This is a genomic window from Propionivibrio sp., assembly GCF_017995515.1.
Classification (GTDB): Bacteria; Pseudomonadota; Gammaproteobacteria; order Burkholderiales; family Rhodocyclaceae; genus Propionivibrio.
In genome coordinates, this window is record NZ_JAGOIT010000065.1 from 1 (window position 1) to 20,209 (window position 20,209).

The 20,209-nt window shown below is 62.7% G+C and carries 18 protein-coding genes; 10 read left to right on the forward strand and 8 right to left on the reverse strand.

Annotated elements, in window-relative coordinates:
• Nucleotides 1–609 (forward strand): Clp protease ClpP (locus tag KBA32_RS11425; protein WP_294359012.1); only part of this gene is annotated, 609 nt, incomplete at its 5' end.
• Nucleotides 610–620: 11 nt separating this feature from the next.
• On the opposite strand, the gene KBA32_RS11430 is transcribed toward KBA32_RS11425, so the two are convergent.
• Nucleotides 621–1,223, reverse strand: coding sequence for an XRE family transcriptional regulator (locus KBA32_RS11430; RefSeq protein WP_294359014.1), 603 nt, complete (start codon nucleotides 1,221–1,223; stop codon nucleotides 621–623).
• 130 nt (nucleotides 1,224–1,353) lie between these two features.
• Here KBA32_RS11430 and KBA32_RS11435 point away from each other — a divergent pair, with 130 nt between their 5' ends.
• Complete coding sequence (locus KBA32_RS11435) at nucleotides 1,354–2,412, forward strand: low specificity L-threonine aldolase (RefSeq protein WP_294359017.1); 1,059 nt, start codon at nucleotides 1,354–1,356, stop codon at nucleotides 2,410–2,412.
• A gap of 92 nt (nucleotides 2,413–2,504) precedes the next feature.
• On the opposite strand, the gene KBA32_RS11440 is transcribed toward KBA32_RS11435, so the two are convergent.
• Both KBA32_RS11440 and KBA32_RS11445 read right to left on the reverse strand, forming a co-directional pair.
• Nucleotides 2,505–4,160 carry a PAS domain-containing hybrid sensor histidine kinase/response regulator gene (locus tag KBA32_RS11440; protein WP_294359018.1) on the reverse strand — a complete coding sequence of 552 codons (1,656 nt, stop codon included), beginning with the start codon at nucleotides 4,158–4,160 and terminating at the stop codon, nucleotides 2,505–2,507.
• Nucleotides 4,161–4,307: 147 nt separating this feature from the next.
• A complete protein-coding gene (locus KBA32_RS11445) occupies nucleotides 4,308–4,697 on the reverse strand; it encodes a hemerythrin domain-containing protein (RefSeq protein ID WP_294359021.1) in 390 nt (129 codons plus the stop codon).
• Nucleotides 4,698–5,045: 348 nt separating this feature from the next.
• On the opposite strand from KBA32_RS11445, the gene KBA32_RS11450 reads away from it, so the two are divergent.
• The 4 genes from KBA32_RS11450 (at nucleotide 5,046) to KBA32_RS11465 (ending at nucleotide 10,396) form a co-directional block, all read left to right on the forward strand.
• Nucleotides 5,046–5,957: a DMT family transporter gene (locus KBA32_RS11450; RefSeq protein ID WP_294359023.1), complete on the forward strand. Its 912-nt coding sequence runs from the start codon at nucleotides 5,046–5,048 to the stop codon at nucleotides 5,955–5,957.
• 31 nt (nucleotides 5,958–5,988) lie between these two features.
• Nucleotides 5,989–7,176 (forward strand): Na+/H+ antiporter NhaA, encoded by a 1,188-nt coding sequence (gene nhaA, locus KBA32_RS11455; RefSeq protein ID WP_294359025.1) that lies wholly within the window; start codon nucleotides 5,989–5,991, stop codon nucleotides 7,174–7,176.
• On the forward strand, nucleotides 7,173–7,694 hold the full coding sequence (locus KBA32_RS11460; RefSeq protein WP_294359026.1) for an N-acetyltransferase: 522 nt from the start codon (nucleotides 7,173–7,175) through the stop codon (nucleotides 7,692–7,694). The genes nhaA and KBA32_RS11460 overlap by 4 nt, the downstream gene beginning before the upstream one ends.
• A gap of 164 nt (nucleotides 7,695–7,858) precedes the next feature.
• Nucleotides 7,859–10,396: a DEAD/DEAH box helicase family protein gene (locus KBA32_RS11465; RefSeq protein WP_294359027.1), complete on the forward strand. Its 2,538-nt coding sequence runs from the start codon at nucleotides 7,859–7,861 to the stop codon at nucleotides 10,394–10,396.
• A 138-nt stretch (nucleotides 10,397–10,534) separates the two neighbouring features.
• Here the strand turns inward: KBA32_RS11465 and KBA32_RS11470 are convergent, their stop codons facing one another.
• Both KBA32_RS11470 and vapB read right to left on the reverse strand, forming a co-directional pair.
• A complete protein-coding gene (locus KBA32_RS11470) occupies nucleotides 10,535–10,945 on the reverse strand; it encodes a type II toxin-antitoxin system VapC family toxin (protein ID WP_294359029.1) in 411 nt (136 codons plus the stop codon).
• On the reverse strand, nucleotides 10,945–11,202 hold the full coding sequence (gene vapB, locus KBA32_RS11475) for a type II toxin-antitoxin system VapB family antitoxin (protein ID WP_294359031.1): 258 nt from the start codon (nucleotides 11,200–11,202) through the stop codon (nucleotides 10,945–10,947). The genes KBA32_RS11470 and vapB overlap by 1 nt, the downstream gene beginning before the upstream one ends.
• 135 nt (nucleotides 11,203–11,337) lie before the next feature.
• Between vapB and KBA32_RS11480 the strand changes: the two genes are divergently transcribed.
• From KBA32_RS11480 to KBA32_RS11490, 3 genes are all read left to right on the forward strand, one after another.
• Complete coding sequence (locus KBA32_RS11480; protein ID WP_294359033.1) at nucleotides 11,338–13,869, forward strand: N-6 DNA methylase; 2,532 nt, start codon at nucleotides 11,338–11,340, stop codon at nucleotides 13,867–13,869.
• An 88-nt stretch (nucleotides 13,870–13,957) separates the two neighbouring features.
• Complete coding sequence (locus KBA32_RS11485) at nucleotides 13,958–14,278, forward strand: hypothetical protein (protein WP_294359035.1); 321 nt, start codon at nucleotides 13,958–13,960, stop codon at nucleotides 14,276–14,278.
• 676 nt (nucleotides 14,279–14,954) lie between these two features.
• Complete coding sequence (locus tag KBA32_RS11490) at nucleotides 14,955–15,455, forward strand: transposase (RefSeq protein ID WP_294359037.1); 501 nt, start codon at nucleotides 14,955–14,957, stop codon at nucleotides 15,453–15,455.
• 47 nt (nucleotides 15,456–15,502) lie between these two features.
• Here KBA32_RS11490 and KBA32_RS11495 read toward each other — a convergent pair whose 3' ends face one another.
• From KBA32_RS11495 to KBA32_RS11505, 3 genes are all read right to left on the reverse strand, one after another.
• A complete protein-coding gene (locus KBA32_RS11495) occupies nucleotides 15,503–16,936 on the reverse strand; it encodes a glycosyltransferase family 9 protein (RefSeq protein ID WP_294359039.1) in 1,434 nt (477 codons plus the stop codon).
• A complete protein-coding gene (locus KBA32_RS11500) occupies nucleotides 16,933–18,258 on the reverse strand; it encodes a voltage-gated chloride channel family protein (RefSeq protein WP_294359041.1) in 1,326 nt (441 codons plus the stop codon). The genes KBA32_RS11495 and KBA32_RS11500 overlap by 4 nt, the downstream gene beginning before the upstream one ends.
• A 128-nt stretch (nucleotides 18,259–18,386) precedes the next feature.
• On the reverse strand, nucleotides 18,387–19,457 hold the full coding sequence (locus KBA32_RS11505; protein ID WP_294359043.1) for a sugar ABC transporter substrate-binding protein: 1,071 nt from the start codon (nucleotides 19,455–19,457) through the stop codon (nucleotides 18,387–18,389).
• Nucleotides 19,458–19,904: 447 nt separating this feature from the next.
• Here KBA32_RS11505 and KBA32_RS11510 point away from each other — a divergent pair.
• Nucleotides 19,905–20,209 (forward strand): hypothetical protein (locus KBA32_RS11510; protein WP_294359045.1); only part of this gene is annotated, 305 nt, incomplete at its 3' end.

A 20,209-nucleotide genomic window follows, 5' to 3' on the forward strand; every position in this document is an offset into this window, starting at 1 on the left:
CCCTTCCGCGGATTGACGCGCTACGAACAGCAATCGCCGATCCGCCAGGTGTCGTACTACCTGTGCGGCGAGATCCTCGAACCGCAGCATTACACCGAGATGTTCTACACGCTGCGCACGGCAAGCCACAGCGACCTGATCTACTTGCACCTCAACTCGTCGGGCGGCGACTTCAACACCGGCCTGCAGATCATCAACAACATCATCGCCTCCGAGGCGCGGGTGATAACCATCCTCGAAGCGCGCGCCTACTCGATGGCGGCACTGATCTTCCTCGCCGGCGACAAGCTGATCGTGCACGACAACTGCCAGCTGATGTTCCATATCTACTCCGGCTACTTCTCCGGCAAGGGCAACGAGCAGCAGGCCGAGGTCATCGCCGTGGGCAAGTGGTTCGAGAAGGTGATGGCGCGCATCTGCATCCCGTTTCTCACGGAAGCCGAGATCGGACGCATCCTCAAGGGCGCCGACCTGTGGATGGATTCGGACGAGATCAGTCATCGCCTGATGCGCATGCAGCGCGCGCAGGAGAAGGAGAGAAGAGCTGACAAATCGCCGCCGAAGGCGAAGAAACCCAAGGCGAAAGAGACCGTCGGCGAGAAGCCGTAGTGCGGCGAGGATCAGGTGCCGGGCGAATACTCGACGACGAGGATCGCCTTGGCGGCCGTTTTCCCGTTATTGGCGATCGCGTGCTGGACGCTGGCGACGTAACGCACCGTCTCGCCGCGCCGCACGGTCTGGCTGCTGCCGGCGACCTGCACGACGAGGCTGCCGGCCTGCACCGAGAGGTGCTCCTTCGCGCCCTCCTCGTGCGCGTCGGACGCCAATTCGCCGCCCGGCTCGATCGTCAGCTCGTACCACTCGACCTTCCCGGCGAGCGCGATCGGCCCGAGAATGCGCAGCTCGCACTTCCCATCGTTGCTGCGGATGACCGGCGTCGCCTGCGCCGAAACCAGCGTCAGCGCCGGCGGCGAACTTTCCGCGTCCTTCTCGGCCAGAAAGTCGGTGAGGCTGATGCCGAGCGCGCTGGCCAACCGCCAGAGCACCGCGATCGTCGGATTCGAGCGGTTGCGCTCGACCTCGGAGAGCATCGACTTGGAAACGCCTGAGCGCCGCGAGAGATCGTCGAGCGACAGGTTCTGCGCCCGGCGCAATTCCTGCAGCCGCGTACCGACCGCGGGCGGGCCATCGGCGAGGGTGATCGGATTGGGCGCTTGCGTCATGGAATGATGTTCGATATATTGGAACAGCGTTCTGTTAAAAGAATTTACTTCGGTTTATCGATTCTACACCGCAAACTCGACCGAGCGCGCAGCAAAAAAAAACTCTTCATCGCAACGAACGGATACCGACATGACGGCAGACACTTCCAGCATCCCCGGCTACTACCTGCAATTTGCCAGCGACAACGCCGCCGGCGTCTGCCCCGAAGCGCTCGCCGCGATGAACGATGCCAATTCCGGATTCGCCGCCTCCTACGGCAATGACGACGCGACCAAACTCGTATGCGACCGGCTGCGCGAGCTGTTCGAAACCGACGCCGAAGTCTTCTTCGTCTTCAACGGCACGGCGGCCAACTCGGTCACCCTCGCCGCGCTGTGCCAGCCCTACCAGGCCGTCATCTGCACCGACACCTCGCACGTCGAGACCGACGAGTGCGGCGCGCCCGAGTTCTTCTCCAGCGGCTCCAAGCTGCTGCTCTCGCCGCACCGCCAGGGCAAGCTCACCTCGGCCGGCGTGCTGGAGGTGATCACGCGGCGCACCGACATCCACTATCCGCGCCCGAAGGTCGTCACGCTGACGCAATCGACCGAACTCGGCACGCTCTACCACAAGGGCGAAGTGAGCAGCATCGCGCGCGTGGCGCAGACGCACGGACTCAAGGTGCACATGGACGGCGCGCGCTTCGCCAACGCCGTTGCCGCGCTCAACTGCGCGCCGGCCGACATCACCTGGCGCGCCGGGGTCGATGCCATCTGTTTCGGCGGCACGAAGATGGGCCTGCCCGTCGGCGAAGCGATCCTCTTCTTCAACCGCGATCTCGGCGAGGAGTTCTCCTACCGCTGCAAGCAGGCCGGCCAGCTCGCCTCCAAGATGCGCTACCTCTCGGCCCCGTGGCTCGCCATGCTCAAGGACGACAACTGGCTGCGCCACGCCCGGCACGCCAACGCCATGGCGCGGCGGCTCGCTGACAAGATTTCGGCGATCGGCGGCGCCGAGATGCTGCTGCCGACCGAGGCCAACGGCGTCTTCGTCAGCCTGCCCGAATCGGCGATCGAACAGGTCCGCGCTGCCGGCTGGAACTTCTATACCTTCATCGGCGGCGGTGCGCGTTTCATGTGCTCGTGGGCGACGACCGAGGAAGCCGTCGACCATCTGGTGGCCGACATCACCCGCGCGCTGGCCGGCTAGTTCGCCAGAAACCCGGGGCACGCCTCAACGAGGTGCGCCAGATCGAGCAGGTTGGCGGCCCCCGTCTTGAGCGCCCGCGCACAGCCCCTGCGTCAGCGACGGCCGTTCGTCTCGCAATCGACCCCACCCGAGGCCGCGGAGGCAGGCGGTGTTTCGATGCCCACGGGCAGCGAAAACCGGAAGGTGCTGCCCTGCCCCGGCGTGCTGTCGACGCCCATTTCACCGCCCATGAACTGGACCAGCTTGGCGGCCAGCGCGAGGCCGATACCGGTGCCAGCGTAGCGGCGGGTGATCGAGTTGTCCGACTGTTCGAAGCGATTGAAAATCCGCGCCTTCTGCTCGTCGTCGAGGCCGATGCCGGTATCGCACACGCTGATCTCGAGCAGCGCGTACTCGGGCGAACGCTCGAGACAACGCACGGCGACGACGATCTTGCCGTGCTCGGTGAACTTGACCGCGTTGTCGTAGAGCTGCCTGACCACCTGGCGCACGCGCAAGGCGTCGCCGAGCAGGTAGCGCGGCACGTCGGGGGCAATTTCAAGCGCGACGAGCAGCGCCTTTTGTGCGACGACTTCGCGCAACGGACACATGGCGAGGCGGATCTCCTGCTCGAGGTCGAAGGCGTGCGTCTCCAGGACGAGCTTGGCCGCCTCGAGTTTCGAGTAGTCGATGATGTCGCTGAGCAAGGTCAGGAGATGCTGGCTGGCCTCGAGAATCTTGTTCAGATAGCTGCTCTGCGTGCTCGTCGGCGCCTGCGCCTTCAGAAGATGCGACAGGCCGATCACCGCGTTGAGCGGCGTACGCAGCTCGTGGCTCATGTTCGACAAAAAGGCGCTCTTGGCAACATTGGCGACTTCCGCCGCTTCCTTGGCCTGCGTCAGCTCCCAGGTGCGCTGCGCGACGAGGTCCGCCAACTGGTCGCGGTGACGCGCCAGTTCCTCAGCCATGCGCCGCTCCTCGGTGACGTCCTGCGCGACGACGACGACGCGTGCCACCCGCCCGTCGTGATCACGGATGACGCTGCCGCGCGAAGCCATGATGCGCTCGCTGCCATCCGCGATCACCATGCGGTATTCAAGCGCGCGCCCCTGCCCCGTCGCCACGGTGTCGATGAAAACCTGGCGGACGCGTTCGCGATCGTCCGGATGCACCTCGGCGAAAGAGTTCGATCCCTGCAGCTCGCGCTCTGACCCGAAGAATCCGACGTACGAAGGGCTGTTGTAGATACGCCTTCCGGCGGGATCAAGGACGGCGATGAAGTCGCCGATATTCTCGGCGATCAGGCGGAAAAACTCCTTCTGCTCGCGCAATTCCTCTTCCGCCGCCCGACGTCGGGTGACGTCGCTCAACAACAAACGACAGCCGCCCGCACCGCCATCGCCAAGCGCCGAGAGATGTCCCCACAGCGGCGCATCGCTACGCGCACCTTCCGCGATCAAGCGCAGCTCGCACGACTGCGGCAACCCGCTGGCGATACAGCGGCGCCGGAATTCGGCAAAGGCCGGTGCGTCCTCGGGGGCGACAAAGCGGACGATCGGCTGCCCGACAAGCGCGCGGTGCGACACGCCAAGCAGCGCGGCGGCCGTATCGTCGGCGTGCATGATCTCGCCCGCCTCGCTCACCGTACAGCAGCCAACCGGCGCCAGATCGTAAAGATCGAAGTCTTGCGCCTGCTCAGTCGCCAGTTCACCCACCTGCTCGCGCACCAGCCCACCGTCCGCCGCATCATCGCCGCTTCGGTGTTCCAACCCGTCGCTTCGCTCAGGTCCGGTGCCCATCGATAAACCTCTGCCTCGGTGCCGTTTTTTTGAGCATAGACCATGCTTCTCGCTTATTCATCGCCGTGGTCGCCTCGCCCTGTCGCCAGCAGGTGCGACTGATACCGCTGCTGCGCGTTATTGCATCCCCAGCCGTTCCTTGTTGCGCGTAAGGAACGCGGCGAAGCGCATGTCCTGCGAGAGGATCTGCTCCTGGAAGAGCTGCATCGGCTGCTCCGTGCAGGCTTCAATCTCCGTCGCATCAACCGTGCGCTGCCGGCAGGCTTCAATGCGCTTGAGAGTTTCCTGGTGCGAGCGTCGATGCTCCTGCGTTTCCGGATAGGCAAAAATCGCCATCACCGACTCTTCGGCATGGAAATGGAACTTCATCTTCTCGTAGATCTGATCGAGCAGACGATGCCAGCGCTCCGGGTCACCAACCGCCTCGCGCAGAGCAAGGCAGTCGCGCTCGATGCCTTCGTGCTGCGCGTCAAGTTCGTCGATCCCGAGGATGTATTTCGCGTCCATGGTGCTCTCCCTTTCGTTGAAATCCCGGTGGTCCGGTTTGCATGCGTTTGGTCTTTGATGCCTGTTCGATCGAACGTCGCGCCAAAAGTTCGCACCGTTAAGTAAAGACTTCGACATAACAACACCTATTGATCCGGCACGAAGAAGTCTCAATTTCCGTTCGGGTTGAGCCTGTCGAAGTCCGCCCTCCCTTCGACAAGCTACTCAGGGCGAACGGACTTCAAACATTACCTCGCCGTATCAATAACTGGCGACGGGACGACAACCCGCGAACAGCGGCAAAAAGCCCTGCGCCATGCCTTCGCACGCAAAAACGCCCATATACTTCTCCATTTACAGGAGACGAGCGTGCAGCAGGCGAAAGAGCGTGCCCAGGCGATGGGTTGTTTGTTGGGGGCCATGGCCCTGTGGGGCAGTTCGTTCATCGCGCTGAAGATCGCCTTCGCCGAACTCTCGCCGATGTGGGTCATCTGCGGCCGCATGGTGCTCGGCAGCCTGGTCTTCATCGCGGCGTGGCGCTGGCGCGGACGGATCGAGTACCGGCGCGGAGACTGGCGTTACCTGCTCGGACTCGCCGTCTGCGAACCCTGCCTGTACTTCATCTTCGAGGCGCTGGCGCTGCAAAACACCAGCGCCTCGCAAGCCGGCATGATCACGGCCCTGCTCCCATTGCTTGTCGCCGTCGGCGCCTTTGTTTTCCTGCGCGAACGCATCTCGCGCCTGAGCCTCACCGGCTTTCTCATCGCCGTTGGCGGCGCCGTCTGGCTGAGCCTGTCGGGAACGGCGGACGCACACGCGCCCAACCCGCTGCTCGGCAACTTTTTCGAATTCCTCGCCATGCTGTGCGCGATGGGCTACATGCTGATTCTCAAGCATCTCTCGCAACGCTATTCGGCGTTTGCAATGACCGCGCTGCAAGCCTTTGTCGGCGCCCCCTTCTTCCTGCTGCTGGCGCTGTTCACGGAACCGGTCCCGGTCGAAATCAGCGCCACAGGCGTAGCCGCTGTCGTTTATCTCGGCGTGCTGGTCACGGTCGGAGCTTACGGACTCTTCAACCATGGCATCAGCCGTCTGCCGGCCAACCAGGCTTCGGCCTTCGTCAACCTGATTCCCCTATTCACTTTGCTGTTTGCCGTACTCGTGCTGGGCGAAACACTGAATGGTGAACAAATCGGCGCGGCGCTTGTCGTGTTCACCGGGGTCGCCCTCAGCCAGTGGCAAAAACCGGCAGAAGCGGCGGTTTCCGGCGTTCTCGACTAATCCTTCGTCTCATCGCAAGCAAGGACTAACCATGTTCAGCGGCCAGAAAAAGCTAACCGAAACTTTCAAGCGATTCCTCGCATCGGAACAATCCAGCGGCATCATCCTGATCGCCTGTACCGTGCTCTCGCTGGCGGTCAGCAACTCGCCGATCGGTAGCGGCTATGTTGCCTTCTGGGAGACAACGGTCGGCAGCTTGAGCCTGGCCCACTGGATCAACGACGGTCTGATGGCGATCTTCTTCCTCTACATCGGTCTCGAACTCGAACGCGAGCTCTACATCGGCGAGCTTTCCAGCTTCCGCAGCGCGTTGCTGCCGATGATCGCCGCCGTCGGCGGCATGGTCGCCCCGGCAGCGATTCATTACCTGTTCAACGCCGGTACGCCAACACAGGCCGGTTTCGGCATCCCGATGGCCACCGACATCGCCTTCGCCATCGGCGTCCTCGCCATCCTCGGCAGCCGTGTCCCGGCCGCGCTCAAGGTCTTCGTCGTCGCCTTTGCCGTCATGGACGACCTGGGCGCCATCATCGTCATCGCCGCCTTCTACACGGCCGACCTCTCCATCGCCTACCTGGCCGCCGCGCTCGCCGTCTGGGGCGTGCTTCTCGTACTCAATCGCCGTTTCCGCATCATGGCGATGATGCCCTACCTGATCGGCGGCGTTGCGATGTGGATCTTCATGCTGAAGTCCGGCGTGCATGCAACGCTCGCCGGCGTACTTCTGGCCTTTGCCATCCCGTTCTCGCACAAGGACGAAGACCTGAGATCGCCATCGCACCTGCTCGAGTACATCCTGAACAAACCCGTCGCCTTCGTCATCCTGCCGATCTTCGCGCTGGCGAACACGTGCATCGTCATCGGCGCCGACTGGTTTAGCGAACTCGGCAGCGCCAACAGCCTCGGCATCCTCGCCGGCCTCACGCTCGGCAAACCGCTCGGCGTCACGCTGGCGATGGCGATTGCCGTGGCCGTCGGCATGACGGCGCTCCCCGCCGCCCTGCGCTGGGCGCACATCATCGGCGCCGGCTTTCTCGGCGGCATCGGCTTTACCATGTCCATCTTCATCACCAACCTCGCCTTTCCCGATTCGCCGGCAACGATCAACGCTGCGAAAATCGCCATCCTGCTCGCCTCGCTGGTCGCAGGGGTCGGCGGCATGCTCTGGCTCGGGCTGTTCGGAAAGACGCAACAAGAAAAAACAGGAATAACGCAATGATTGAAAACGGCTTTGAAGTCGCACCCGAAACCCTCTACGAACTGATCGGCACCATCTACCGCAGCAGCGACGCCTTCGTCTCCAACTTCGACGAAAACTACCCGACGATCGCCGAACTCGCCGACCACATCGTCACCCTCGCCCGCAAGCCCGGCAGCGTGCTGCTCGTCGACTCGATCGGCAAGAAGAAGCTCGGCTTCCTCCATATCGAACCGCGCGGCCCGCGCAAGCTGCGCCATACCGCCGAACTGACCATGGGCGTGAGCCCCGAAGCCCGCGGCCTCGGCATCGGCCGCGAACTCCTCGACGCCGCGCTCAGCAAACTGCGAGCCGACGGAGTGATCGAGATCCTCTACCTGACGGTGCGCGCCGACAACATCGCCGCCATCCGCCTGTACGAGCGCTGCGGCTTCGAAAAACTGGCCCTGCTCGAACGCGACACGCAGATCGGCGACCGCTACTACGACGGGGTGTTGATGCGGCGGTTCATCGAGAAGGAGGGGACGGCCGCCGAATAGACCACCTTATTGATCCGGCACGAAGAAGTCTCAACTCCCGTTCGGGCTGAGCCTGTCGAAGCCCGCCCCCTTCGACAAGCTACTCAGGGCGAACGGACTTCAACCATTACCGCACCGGATCAATAGTGTCGGAGCCACCCAAAAACCGCCCAGGGAACGCCGAAATGGCCGCCAAGGAAGCCAAAGCCCGCATCAAGATCAACAAGCTGCTCGAAGAATCCGGCTGGCGCTTCTTCGACGGTGCGAACGGCAAAGCCAACATCGCGCTCGAATCCAACGTCAAGCTGAGCAAGACCGAGATTGACGAACTCGGCGAAAACTTCGAGAAAACCAGCAACGGCTTCACCGACTTCCTGCTGCTCGACGCCAGCAGCAAACCGCTGCTCGTGCTCGAAGCCAAGTCGGAGGACAAAAACCCGCTGGTCGGCAAGGAACAGGCGCGGCAGTACGCCAAATCCGAGAAATGCCGCTTCGTCATCCTCTCCAACGGCAACCTGCATTACTTCTGGGATCTCGAACAGGGCAACCCGCACCTGATCACGCGCTACCCGACGCCGGAATCGCTCAAGGGTTACCACGCTTTCCAGCCCAACCCGCAACGGCTGATCACCGAAACGGTCGGCCGCGACTACATCGCGCTGACGCAGAGGCCGAACTACGCGGCGGAAGCGGGCTGGAACAGGCACAGCGAAAGCGACGACTTCATCCGCAAGAACAAGCTGCGCTTTTTGCGTGGCTACCAGAAACGCGCCGTCACAGCGATCCAGGACGCCGTCGCCGAAGGCCACAGCCGCTTTCTGTTCGAGATGGCGACCGGCACCGGCAAGACGCTGACGGCCGCCGCCGTCATCAAGCTCTTCCTGCGCACCGGCAACGCCCGGCGCGTGCTCTTTCTCGTCGACCGCCTCGAACTCGAAGACCAGGCCTGGAAAGCCTTTGTCGCCTATCTCAAGAACGACTACACCTCGGTCATCTACAAGGAGCGGCGTGACGACTGGCGCAAGGCCGACATCGTCGTCACCACCGTGCAGTCGCTGTTGTTCAACGACAAATTCCGCCGCCACTTCTCGCCGACCGACTTCGATCTGGTGATTTCCGACGAAGCGCACCGCTCGATTGGCGGCAACGCCCGCGCCGTCTTCGAGTATTTCGTCGGCTACAAGCTCGGGCTGACCGCCACGCCACGCGACTACCTGAAGAAATTCGACGCGCAGAAGTCCAGCACCCGCGACCCGCGGGAAGCCGAACGCCGCCTGCTGCTCGACACCTACCGCACCTTCGGCTGCGAATCCGGCGAGCCGACTTTCCGCTACTCGCTGCTCGATGGCGTGAACGACGGCTTCCTGATCAATCCGCGCGTCGTCGATGCACGCACCGACATCACCACGCAGCTGCTTTCGGACAAGGGCTACGCCGTCGCCGCCACTTCCGAAAACGACGACGAAAGCTTCTTCCAGAAGGATTTCGAGAAGACATTCTTCTCCGAGTCCACCAACCGCCTGTTCTGCCAGACCTTCCTCGCCAACGGCCTGCGCGACCCGATCAGTCACGAGTTCGGCAAGGCCATCGTCTTCGGCGTCAGCCAGAACCACGCCGCCAAGCTCACGCAGATCCTCAACGAACAGGCCGACATCCTCTGGCCCGGCCGCTACCAGTCCGACTTTGCCGTGCAGGTCACCTCGCAGATTGCCGACGCCCAGCAATACACGATCAACTTCACCAACAACAACCTGCTCGGCAGCGCCAACTTCCTCGACGCCTACAAGACCAGCAAGGCGCGCGTCTGCGTCACCGTCGGCATGATGACCACCGGCTACGACTGCCCGGACATCCTCAACCTCGCCCTGATGCGCCCGGTGTTCTCGCCGTCCGACTTCGTTCAGATCAAGGGACGCGGCACGCGCAAGCACAGCTTCCACGAGGAAATCCGCGACGCGACGCTCGCCGCGCAGATCGGCCAGCAGGACAAGACGCAATTCAAGTTCTTCGACTTCTTCGCCAGCTGCGAGTACTTCGAGGAAAAATTCGACTACGACGAAGTGCTCAAACTGCCGCGCCTCGCTACGGGCGAAGGTCGCAGCGACGGCGGCACATCAATCGGCCCCAACGGCGAGTACATTCACACTGGCGACGACGCCCTGCGCCACCTCGCCGAAGAACCGGTCGGCCCGCAGGGCATGAAGATCGACCGCATGTTCTTCGAAACCTTCGAGAGCACCGCCAAAGCCGACGCGACGCTGCAAACCCACGTCGACAACGAACAGTGGGAACAAGCCGTCGACCACGTCGCCCGCCACCTGCTCGACCAGCCCGCCGAGTTCTACACCCTCGACAAGCTGCGCCGCGCCGCCGGCGTCGACCGCCGCCTCGGCCTGCGCGAAATCCTCGAAAAGATCTTCGGCCGCATCCCCGGTTTCAAGAGCCGCGACGAACTGCTCGACGACGAGTTCGAAAAATTCCTGCTCGACCAGCCGCCGGAAACGGTGAGCAAACACGCCGACGCCATCGTCGCCCTCAAATACTTCTTCAAGGCCTACGCCACCGACGAGCACCTGCGCGAAATCATCGACCAGCGCCAGCTCGCCGAACTCAACGTCCACCCGGCCTTCACCGTCGCCGACTTCAAGGCCGTACCCAAGGAATGGCGCGAGCGGCTGCCGGAGTACATCAGGGATTACGTGGCATTGAATCTGTTCATGTAGTCCGACCAGATCACGTCCGCCTACGCGTAGGTTGGGTTAGCGCAGCGTAACCCGACGCCTGTGAATGCGCTGTAAATCGCCGGATGACTAATTGCGCCCCGCGATAAGCCCATTACTGAACGCTAGCCGGCCCCCGACCTACTGCGCCGACGCCGTCAGCCAGTTCTCGATAACCACGCCCGGATACTTGGCGAAATCCCGCTCGTTGTTGGTTACCACCGTCACCCCGAGCGCCACCGCGTGCGCGGCGATCAGCTTGTCCAGATGATCCTTCTTGCTGTCGCGGGTCGCTAGCCGGATCGGGCCGTAGGCCAATGCCGCCTCCGTATCGAACGGCATCACCGGAATATCCTCGATCAGGCTCGCCAGATTCTCATGCTCCCGCACCGGATCGGCCGATACGGCCACGCCGTACTGCAATTCGGCGAACGTAATCGACGACATCACCACATCGCCGACAAAACACTGAGCAAAGCGGCGGGCCACCGCCTCCGGCTGATGCTTCATCAGGTAGATGCACATATTGGTATCAAGCAGGTAGCGCGGCATCACAGCGAATCCCGTTCGTCCTGCTCCTGATCGCTGCGCCCCTCGGCCATGAAATCGGCTGAAAAGGCCGCAAACTTTCCCAGGACGCCCGACAACGAACGACGCGCTGGACGAATCCTGATTTCATCGCCCATCCGTTCGATTTCCAGTTCGATATCCGTCCGCTCATACGCCAGATCAGCCGGAATCCGCACCGCCTGTGAATTACCATTCTTGAAAACACGAGTGGTCAGCATTTTGATTTCCTCTTCGAACAAAGCGATAAGTACACGTATGTACTTTAGTTTTCACGCGCAAGAAAGTAAATACTCGGATGTACAATTGAGGCGAAAATTCATCCGACAACGCCAGCTGTAGCCAAAACAGCGACGCCAACCGCACCGAAAGCCCCCATGCTCGACGCCGAAACAAAACGCCGCATCGACGCCTGCCGCGACATCCTCGTCGGCAAGGTGCCTGACCCCAAATCGCAGGTCGAACAGATCACCATCGCGCTCATCTACAAGTTCATGGACGACATGGACCGCGAGGCGGAAGACCTCGGCGGCGCGCGCCGCTTCTTTGCCGGCGACTTCGCCCGCTACGGCTGGGGCGAGCTCAAGGCGCCCGAACTCTCCGGCAAGGAAAAGCTCGACCGCTACGCCGAAGCCATCGGCCGCATGAACGAAAACCCCGGCATCCCCGCGCTCTTCCGCGACATCTTCAAGAACGCCTACCTGCCCTACCGCGACCCGGAGACGCTGCGCGCCTTCCTCAAGGAGATCGACGGCTTCACCTACGACCACTCCGAGCGCCTCGGCGACGCCTTCGAATACCTGCTCTCCGTGCTCGGCAGCCAGGGCGACGCCGGCCAGTTCCGCACGCCGCGCCACATCATCGACTTCATGGTCGAACTGATCGACCCGAAAAAGCACGAAAGCCTGCTCGACCCGGCGTGCGGCACGGCCGGCTTCCTGATCTCCGCGTGGAAACACGTTCTCCGGCAAAACACCACCCCTCGCCCTCAGGGAGAGGGGCCGGGGGTGAGGGTGGGGAATCAACTCACGCCCGCCGAACGCGCCACCCTCGCCGCCAACATCCGCGGCTACGACATCTCGCCGGACATGGTGCGCCTCTCGCTGGTCAACCTCTACCTGCACGGCTTCACCGACCCGCACATCGTCGAATACGACACGCTCACCAGCGAAGAACGCTGGAACGAGACCGCCGACGTCATCCTCGCCAACCCGCCGTTCATGTCGCCGAAGGGCGGCATCAAGCCACACAAGCGCTTCTCCGTGCAGGCCACGCGCTCCGAAGTCCTGTTCGTCGACTACATCGCCGAACACCTCAGCCCCACCGGCCGCGCCGCCATCGTCGTGCCCGAAGGCATCATCTTCCAGAGCGGCACCGCCTACAAGAACCTGCGCGAAATGCTCGTCAAGACCGCGCTGATTGCCGTCGTCTCGCTGCCGGCCGGCGTCTTCAATCCGTACTCGGGCGTCAAGACCTCCATCCTCATCCTCGACAAACGCCGCGCCAAAACCTGCGATTCGGTGCTCTTCGTCAAGGTGCAGAACGACGGCTACAACCTCGGCGCCCAACGCCGCGCCGTCGACGGCAGCGACCTGCCCGAAGCCAGGCGCCTGCTCGCCGCCTTCCTCACCGCGCCGGAGAAATTCGAGAACGGGCCGATGGCGCACGCCGTCAAGCGGACGAAGATTGGCGAGAACGGGGAATGGAATTTGAGTGGGGAGCGGTACACCTTCGACGCCGCCATTGAAACGCACTTTCCGATGGTTGCCCTTGGTGACCCCGCTGTTTTTCATATGGAAAGTGGCGGAACGCCAAAATCAACCGAAGAAACGTACTGGAATGGCGGCATTCATTGGGCAACGCTGGTTGATCTTCCGCAAACCGATTTCATCACCCAGATTACGAGAACCGAACGCACGATCAGCGAAGCCGGTTTATCCAACTCGTCTGCCAAAGTGCTGCCGATAGGTACGGTCGTCGTTTCAAGCCGCGCCACGATTGGCCGTGTTGGCATTGCCAGAATCCCGCTGGCGACAAACCAAGGTTTCAAAAACATCATCATTCGCGATGGAACAAGAGCGCTGCCTGAATTCATCGCCTACATGATGAAACGGCTGGCCCCACGAATGGAATCACTGGCAACAGGCGGAACCTTCAAGGAAATATCAAAGAGCACAATCGCATCGCTCGAAATCCCCCTCCCGCCCCTCGCCATCCAGCAAGAAATCGTCGCGGAAATCGGGGGCTATCAGAAGATCATCGACGGCGCCCGGCAGGTGGTCGAAAACTACCGGCCACACATCGACGTGCAGCCGGATTGGCCAGTGGTTGAACTTGGGGTACTTTGCGACGTGAAATCAGGCGGTACACCCGATCGCTCAAATGCCGCTTATTGGAATGGCAACATTCCGTGGGTCAAAACCGGGCAAATCGACTTCGGAAGGATTACAGCAGCAGAGGAATTCATCACCGACGTGGGGATGGAGAATTCATCGGCACGAATGATTCCTGCTGGCACCATCCTGATGGCCATGTACGGCCAAGGCATTACGCGCGGGAAAGTCGCAATTCTGGAAATCGATGCCACGATCAATCAAGCCTGTGCCGCGATATTGCCAAAAGAAATCAACAGCTATGACCGCGACTACCTGTTCTATGCGCTGTCAGCGAAGTATGGAGAATTGCGCTCCGTCAGCGAATCGCGAGGGGGCAATCAAAGCAACCTGAATTCTCAGCTCATTCGCGCGACAAAAATCTCCCTCCCCCCCCTCGAAACCCAGCGCGCCATCGTCGCCGAGATCGAGGCCGAGCAGGTACTGGTCGAGGCCAACCGGCAACTGATCGCCCGCTTCGAGGCCAAGATCAAGGCTCTCATCGACCGCGTGTGGGGTGGCGGCGACACAGTCTGATCAAGAAAGCGGAAAAATCGGCACTCATCCCCCGGTGAATGCAATTTTTCCGAGTTGTCGCCGTCTATAGCTGACAGGAGGAAACATCTTGTCCGATAGCGCCGTGACCACCGCCGAAAACCCCGCCGAGGGCGCGCCCGACGATGCGCCGCGTTCGACGCCCCACGTCCCCGACCGCCTGATCCATTTCGTCCTGCGCGCGACGCTGATTCTGGCGCTGTTGCACGCCTACATCGGCTGGCGTGTGTTGCCCGACCTGCCGGGCGGCGCCGTTGTCTTCGCGGCGGGCGTGGCCGTGCTGGCGTTGTCGACGCTGCTCATTCCCTGGGGCATGCTGGCGCGCTTTGTCATCGCGCGGCAGCCGCTTTCCGACTACGTCACCTGGGCCGGCGTGCTGGCGATGGGGTAATTTTCGTCGGTGCTGGTGCTGACGGCGCTGCGCTTATTGCGCCCTACGGCCGCGGCAAATTTTGTAGGGTGCAATAACCGAAGGGCATTGCACCGAAGAAGCTGCACAATGCGCATTGCTTGTTGCGCTGGGGGCCGCCCAAGCGCTTCGGCGCGCCGTCGGAGATCACGCGGATCCGGTTGGTCCCGGCGCGGTGGTGAGGTGATTTGGTTTGGTCGGGGCGGCGCAATGCGCTGCGCTTATTGCGCCCTACGGCCGCGGCAAATTTTGTAGGGTGCAATAACCGAAGGGCATTGCACCGAAGAAGCTGCACAATGCGCATTGCTTGTTGCGCTGGGGCCCGCCCAAACGCTTCGGCGCGCCGTCGGAGATTACGCGGATCCGGTTGGTCCCGGCGCGGTGGTGAGGTGGTTTGGTTTGGTCGGGGCGGCGCAATGCGCTGCGCTTATTGCGCCCTACGGCCGCTACTGGGGCCCGCCCCCCCGCCCAAACGCTTCGGCGCGCCGTCGGAGATTACGCGGATCCGGTTGGTGCCGGCGCGGTGGTGAGGTGATTTGGTTTGGTCGGGGCGGCGCAATGCGCTGCGCTTATTGCGCCCTACGGCCGCGGCAAATTTTGTAGGGTGCAATAACCGAAGGGCATTGCACCGGACGCTGATCCCTTCGATACTCGCCCGATGCCCAACTACCGACGCGCCTGGCAACCGGGCGGCACGTACTTCTTCACGGTGGCACTGCTGCTCCGGCAAGGAAATGACCTGCTGACGCAGCATGTCGATCTGCTGCGCGAATGCGTGCGCTCGGTGCGCGAGCGCCATCCGTTCAAGATCCACGCCTGGGTGGTGTTACCCGATCATCTGCATTGCGTGATCGAGTTGCCACCCGGTGACGCCGATTTCGCGACGCGCTGGCGCTTGATCAAGATGGGGTTCTCCAAGGCGCTGCCGCATGGCGAGGCGCGCTCGGCCGTGCGTGTGCGTCGAGGCGAACGGGGTATCTGGCAACGACGCTTCTGGGAACACCTGATTCGCGACGAGGCGGATTTCCGCGCGCACATGGATTACGTGCATATCAACCCGATGAAGCACGGATTGGTCGAGCACGTCGCAGATTGGCCGTACTCAACCTTCCACGGACTCGTGGCGCAGGGGGTTTATGCGCGGGATTGGGGTGGGTGATGTCGCTTGGCGGTCGTTGGTTGGTGGATCGGCGCAATGCGCTGCGCTTATTGCGCCCTACGAAATATGCTACGGCCGTAGGGCGCAATAACCGAAGGGCATTGCGCCAAAGCCTGTTTCCGTAGCTCCGCACCAACCTCCGCCACCACCTCCGCCCAATCGCCCATGACCCGTTGCCGGAAGAGGCGCATGGCTCCCGGATACCACGGCGAGTCGCTGCGTGCGTCGAGCCAGCGCCAGTCGGTCTTGTAGTCGGGCAGGAGAATCCAGCACGGTTTGCCGAGCGCGCCGGCGAGATGGGCGACGGCGGTGTCGACGCTGATGACGAGGTCGAGGTTGGCGACGATGGCGGCGGTGTCGGAAAAATCCGTGATATACGGCGCAAGATTGGTGGGCGCCAGTCCGGCCGGCGGTTTCGCCGCTTCGTCCTCCCCTCGCCCTTTTTGCAGGCTGAAGAAGCGCACGCCGGCCACGTCGCCGAGCGGCGCGAGGACACTCAGATCGGGCAGCGAGCGATCAAGGTCGTTCTCGAAGCGCGGGTTGCCTTTCCAGACGAGGCCGACTTTCAGCGTGTTTTGTCCATCCGGGTCGCGCAGCTTCGCGGCCCAGGCGTCGGCCTTCGCCGGGTCGGCCGACAGATAGGGCAGCGTCGCCGGGATCGTGTCGATCCGCGTCTGGCAATGGAACGGCAGGCTGAGCAGCGGCGTCCAGCAATCCCAGCCGGTGCGCGGGATTTCACCGTCGGCGGCGATGACCACATCGACGTCGGCCAACGTCGCGAGCAGGGTCTTCAACCCGGGATGGCAGAGCAGTCCGATCCGCGCAGCACCTTGTTCCTTCAACAATCTGGCGTAGCGGCAGAACTGGACCATGTCGCCCTGTCCGGCCTCGATGCCGATCAGGATCGAGCGCCCGGCCAGTGAGCCACCCTGCCAGCGCGGGCAGTCGAGCAGGGTTTGCAGCCGCGCGTACCAGTCGCGCGCTTCGAGGCATTGCCAGCCCTCGGCTAAGCGGCCCTGGCGCAGCAGCAGATAGCTGAAGTTGAAGCGGGCGAGCGCGTAATCCGGGTCGAGCAGCATCGCCAGGCGGAAGCTCGCTTCGGCCGCGTCGTCCTGCCGCCGGACGGCTTGCAGCGCACCGAGGTTCGACCACGCCGGCGCCGAGTCGTACTGAAGGTCGACGGCAGCGCGGTAGGCGGCCTCGGCTTCGTCAAACCGCTTCTGGCCGGCGAGCAGCACGCCGAAGTTGATGTGCGTCTGGGCGATCGCGGGATCGGCGGCCAGCGAGCGTCGATAGTGGTCTTCGGCCTGCGCCGAATCGCCGGCACATTCGCGCAGATAGGCGAGATTGGCGTGCGCCTCGGCGAAGTCGGGTGCGAGTCGCAGCGCAGCGCGGAAGGTGGCTTCAGCCCCGGCCGCATCGCCCTCGGCCAGCTGGCGATTGCCGGCGAAGAACAGCGCTTCGGCCTCGGCCCGGCTCACGACTTGTCGTTTCGATCAGGCGCGCGCTTCGTGCCCTGATCTTCCGTTTTGCGGAATTCGGCCACATCGGCGAGACGCAGCCCCTCGGGCAGCGTGCTCGCGTGCTTCACCTGGCCGATCCGTTGCGCGCGGTAGATGCCGGTGTGTCCGGAGAACAGGTAGCTGACGACGCAGGCGATGCCGGCGTAGATGCCGATCTCCGAACCGAACAGTTCCATGGCCATGATCGTCGAGGCGATCGGTGTGTTGGCCGCGCCGGCGAAGACGGCGACGAACCCCAGCCCGGCGAGCACCGGGAACGGCAGCGCGAGCACGTAGCCGAGGGCGTTGCCGAGCGTCGCGCCGATGTAGAAGAGCGGCGTCACTTCGCCGCCCTTGAAGCCCGCCGCGAGCGTCGTCACGGTAAAGGCGAGCTTGCCGATGAAATCGTAGGCCGGCAGCGGTTGCTGGAAGGCATCGACGATGGTCGGGATGCCGAGGCCGAGGTACTTGTCGCCACCGGTCGCCGTTGCGGCGAGCGCGACGACGATGCCGCCGACCAGCGGGCGAAACGGCGGGTGCTTGATGTAACGCTTGAACAGGCGCCCCAGACCGTGCGTGAGATCGGCGAAAAGCATGCCGACCAGGCCAAAGGCGGCACCGGCGATGAGCGCCGAGAACAATCCGAGCGCCGACGGGTGCGGCACGAAGGGCACGACGTAGAGCGTGTGATGGATGCCGAGCGCACCGGGAATCACCTCGCCGACGATGGCGGCGATGAAGCACGGGAAGATCGCGTCGTAGCGCATGCGCCCGATGGCAAGTACTTCCAGCCCGAACACCGCGCCGGCGAGCGGCGTGCCGAAAACCGAGGCAAAGCCGGCGCTGATGCCGGCCATCAGGAGAATCCGCCGCTCGTCCTTGCCCAACCGGAAGAGCTGCGCGACGTGGTCGGCCAGCGCGCCGGCCATCTGCACGGCCGTTCCTTCGCGCCCGGCCGAACCGCCGAAGAGGTGCGTGATGGTCGTCGTGATCAGGATCGACGGCGCCATGCGTCGCGGCACGACACGCTTGGGATCGTGGATCTCGTCAATCAGGAGGTTGTTGCCGCCTTCGACCGATTGTCCCGCGCGATGGTAGAAGGAGCCGACCGCGAGACCGGCAACGGGCAGCAGCCAGAGCAGCCACGGATGCGCCGTGCGCGTGTTCGTCGCCCAGTCGAGCGCGACGATGAGCAGCGCCGACGCCAGTCCACCGAGCACGCCGACGAGCGAAGCGAGCAGCAGCCAGCGGCCGAAGACGGGCAACAGGCGCAGTTGCGCCAATGTGAATCGATTGATCATGAGAGAACTTCGGTTAGAGCGACGCTGATACGGCCGGTGCGTCGCCAGAAGGCCCGCCCTCTCGACTTCAGGCGCAAGAAGGACGGGCCGGGAGACTCAGCGCGAGCCGCAATTATCGCGCATCGCCATCAGCGGTACGACCCGCTGTATTGATCGACCTTGCCGATGTTGATCTTGGTGACGAAGGCGGGGCCGGAGTTGATGTGCCGTCCCTTCGAGGCGAGCAGATCCAGGTCGTACGCAGCCATGCGCTCGGAGAGCTTGGGATTCACGTAGGCCCCCACCTTGATCGAATCGAGCGAATCAAAGCCTGGATCGGGCTTTTTCAAATACTCGACCAGGATGGCGACCGGAAGGTAGGCCTGAAGATAGGGCTGCTGGTCGATGGCAAAGGCGATCGCCCCGGAACGGATGCCTGCCGAGATTTGCGGCGACAGATCGAAGGTCGCGAAATAGGGCGCCTTCCCGGTTTTCAGCGTCTTCAGCGCCTCGATCGCCGGAACGGCCGACGTTGGACCGAGTGCGAGCATGGCCTCGGTGTCCGGGTGCTCTTCAAGGTATTTCGTGATCTTCGCCTGGATCGCTGCCGGATCGCCGTCGAGTTCAAGCATCGCCGCCTTCGCATTCGCGCCCAGCCCGTTGGCGAAGCCCTTGCAGCGCTCATGGGACGACGCGTTCGACGCATAGTGATTGAGGCAGACGAAGGAATGGACGTTCGCGCGCCGCGCTTTCTCGCCCGCCAGTTCCCCGGCAAACAGCTCAGGCTGGCCGACATGCATGATCGCCCCGATTGACTCGCTTTGCTGTTGTGTTCCCGAGTTAACCGTGATCAACGGCATCTTCTTCTGCTTGACCACGCGCTGGAGCGGCTCCTTGAGCTTCTCGTAGTCGGCGATCGTGACCATCATGCCCTGGTAGTTCTGGGACGAAGATTCGTCGATCAGTTTCACCATGTCCTTGAGATCGCCGGTCGGCGGATTCTTGTAATCAATCACGACACCGAAATCCTCACTGGCATGCTTGAGGCCGTTCCGGATGACATTCCACCACTTGTCCGAATCCGGTGCATGGCTGATGAACACGAAACGTGGCGTACCCGAAGTCGCCGCATTCGCAACCTGAAAAACGCCTGACAGCAGAACAATGACGACACCTATCAGCCAGCGCAATCGGCCAGCCCCCACCTGCTTGGTACTCATTCACCACTCCTCAAAATTCACATGGATATTAGTTGTCAGATGACAATGCACAGGAAAGCTGCTTCGCCCTGCCGATCGGCGGTCTGGTTATGTTGTGCTCATCCATTTATCAGTGGCGAAGGAGGCTGGCAGGCTGGCCACGGCGTTCGCTTACCTGTCCGTGACCGGCGCTGCCTGCCGGCGAGCAGCGAAGATGCTACCAGCTTTCGACGCAGCCGAAACGCAGAACCGCGCGCGGCCGCACTCCATGCCAGCAGAATCGCCACGCACCCTGCTCTCAGTTGCTTGCAAGTCTTCGCGCCGACAGAGGACAAGAATTGCGATATATTCCGGCTCCGTCGCGGCCAACGGCGCCTGCGAGTCTCCCATTCAACACGCGCCTGCATAAATCGCCGCAATGCCGGAATCGGCGTGTCCATCATCGGGTAATTCAGCATCAAATTCACAATGAACGAGTACAGTGATTCGTTTGAGTTCCTGCAGGAGTATTCGGCGGAATTCAAGGAGCGCCAGGCGCTATCGCGCATTTCCAATTCCATCGTCGAATGTCGGTGGAAAACCAAGGGCATCACGGCCGAGTGGCGTGAAATCGCCGGCGACTACGCGAGCCCGTGGTTCAGCGTTTCCGCGACGGCGCCGCGCAAGTCGGCCGGAAACGGAGGCACGCGCGGCAAGCGGGTTCAGGTGACTCTCGACGCCGAAAGTTTCGCCAAGGCCGAGCGGATCGGCAACGGCAACGTCAGCGAAGGGTT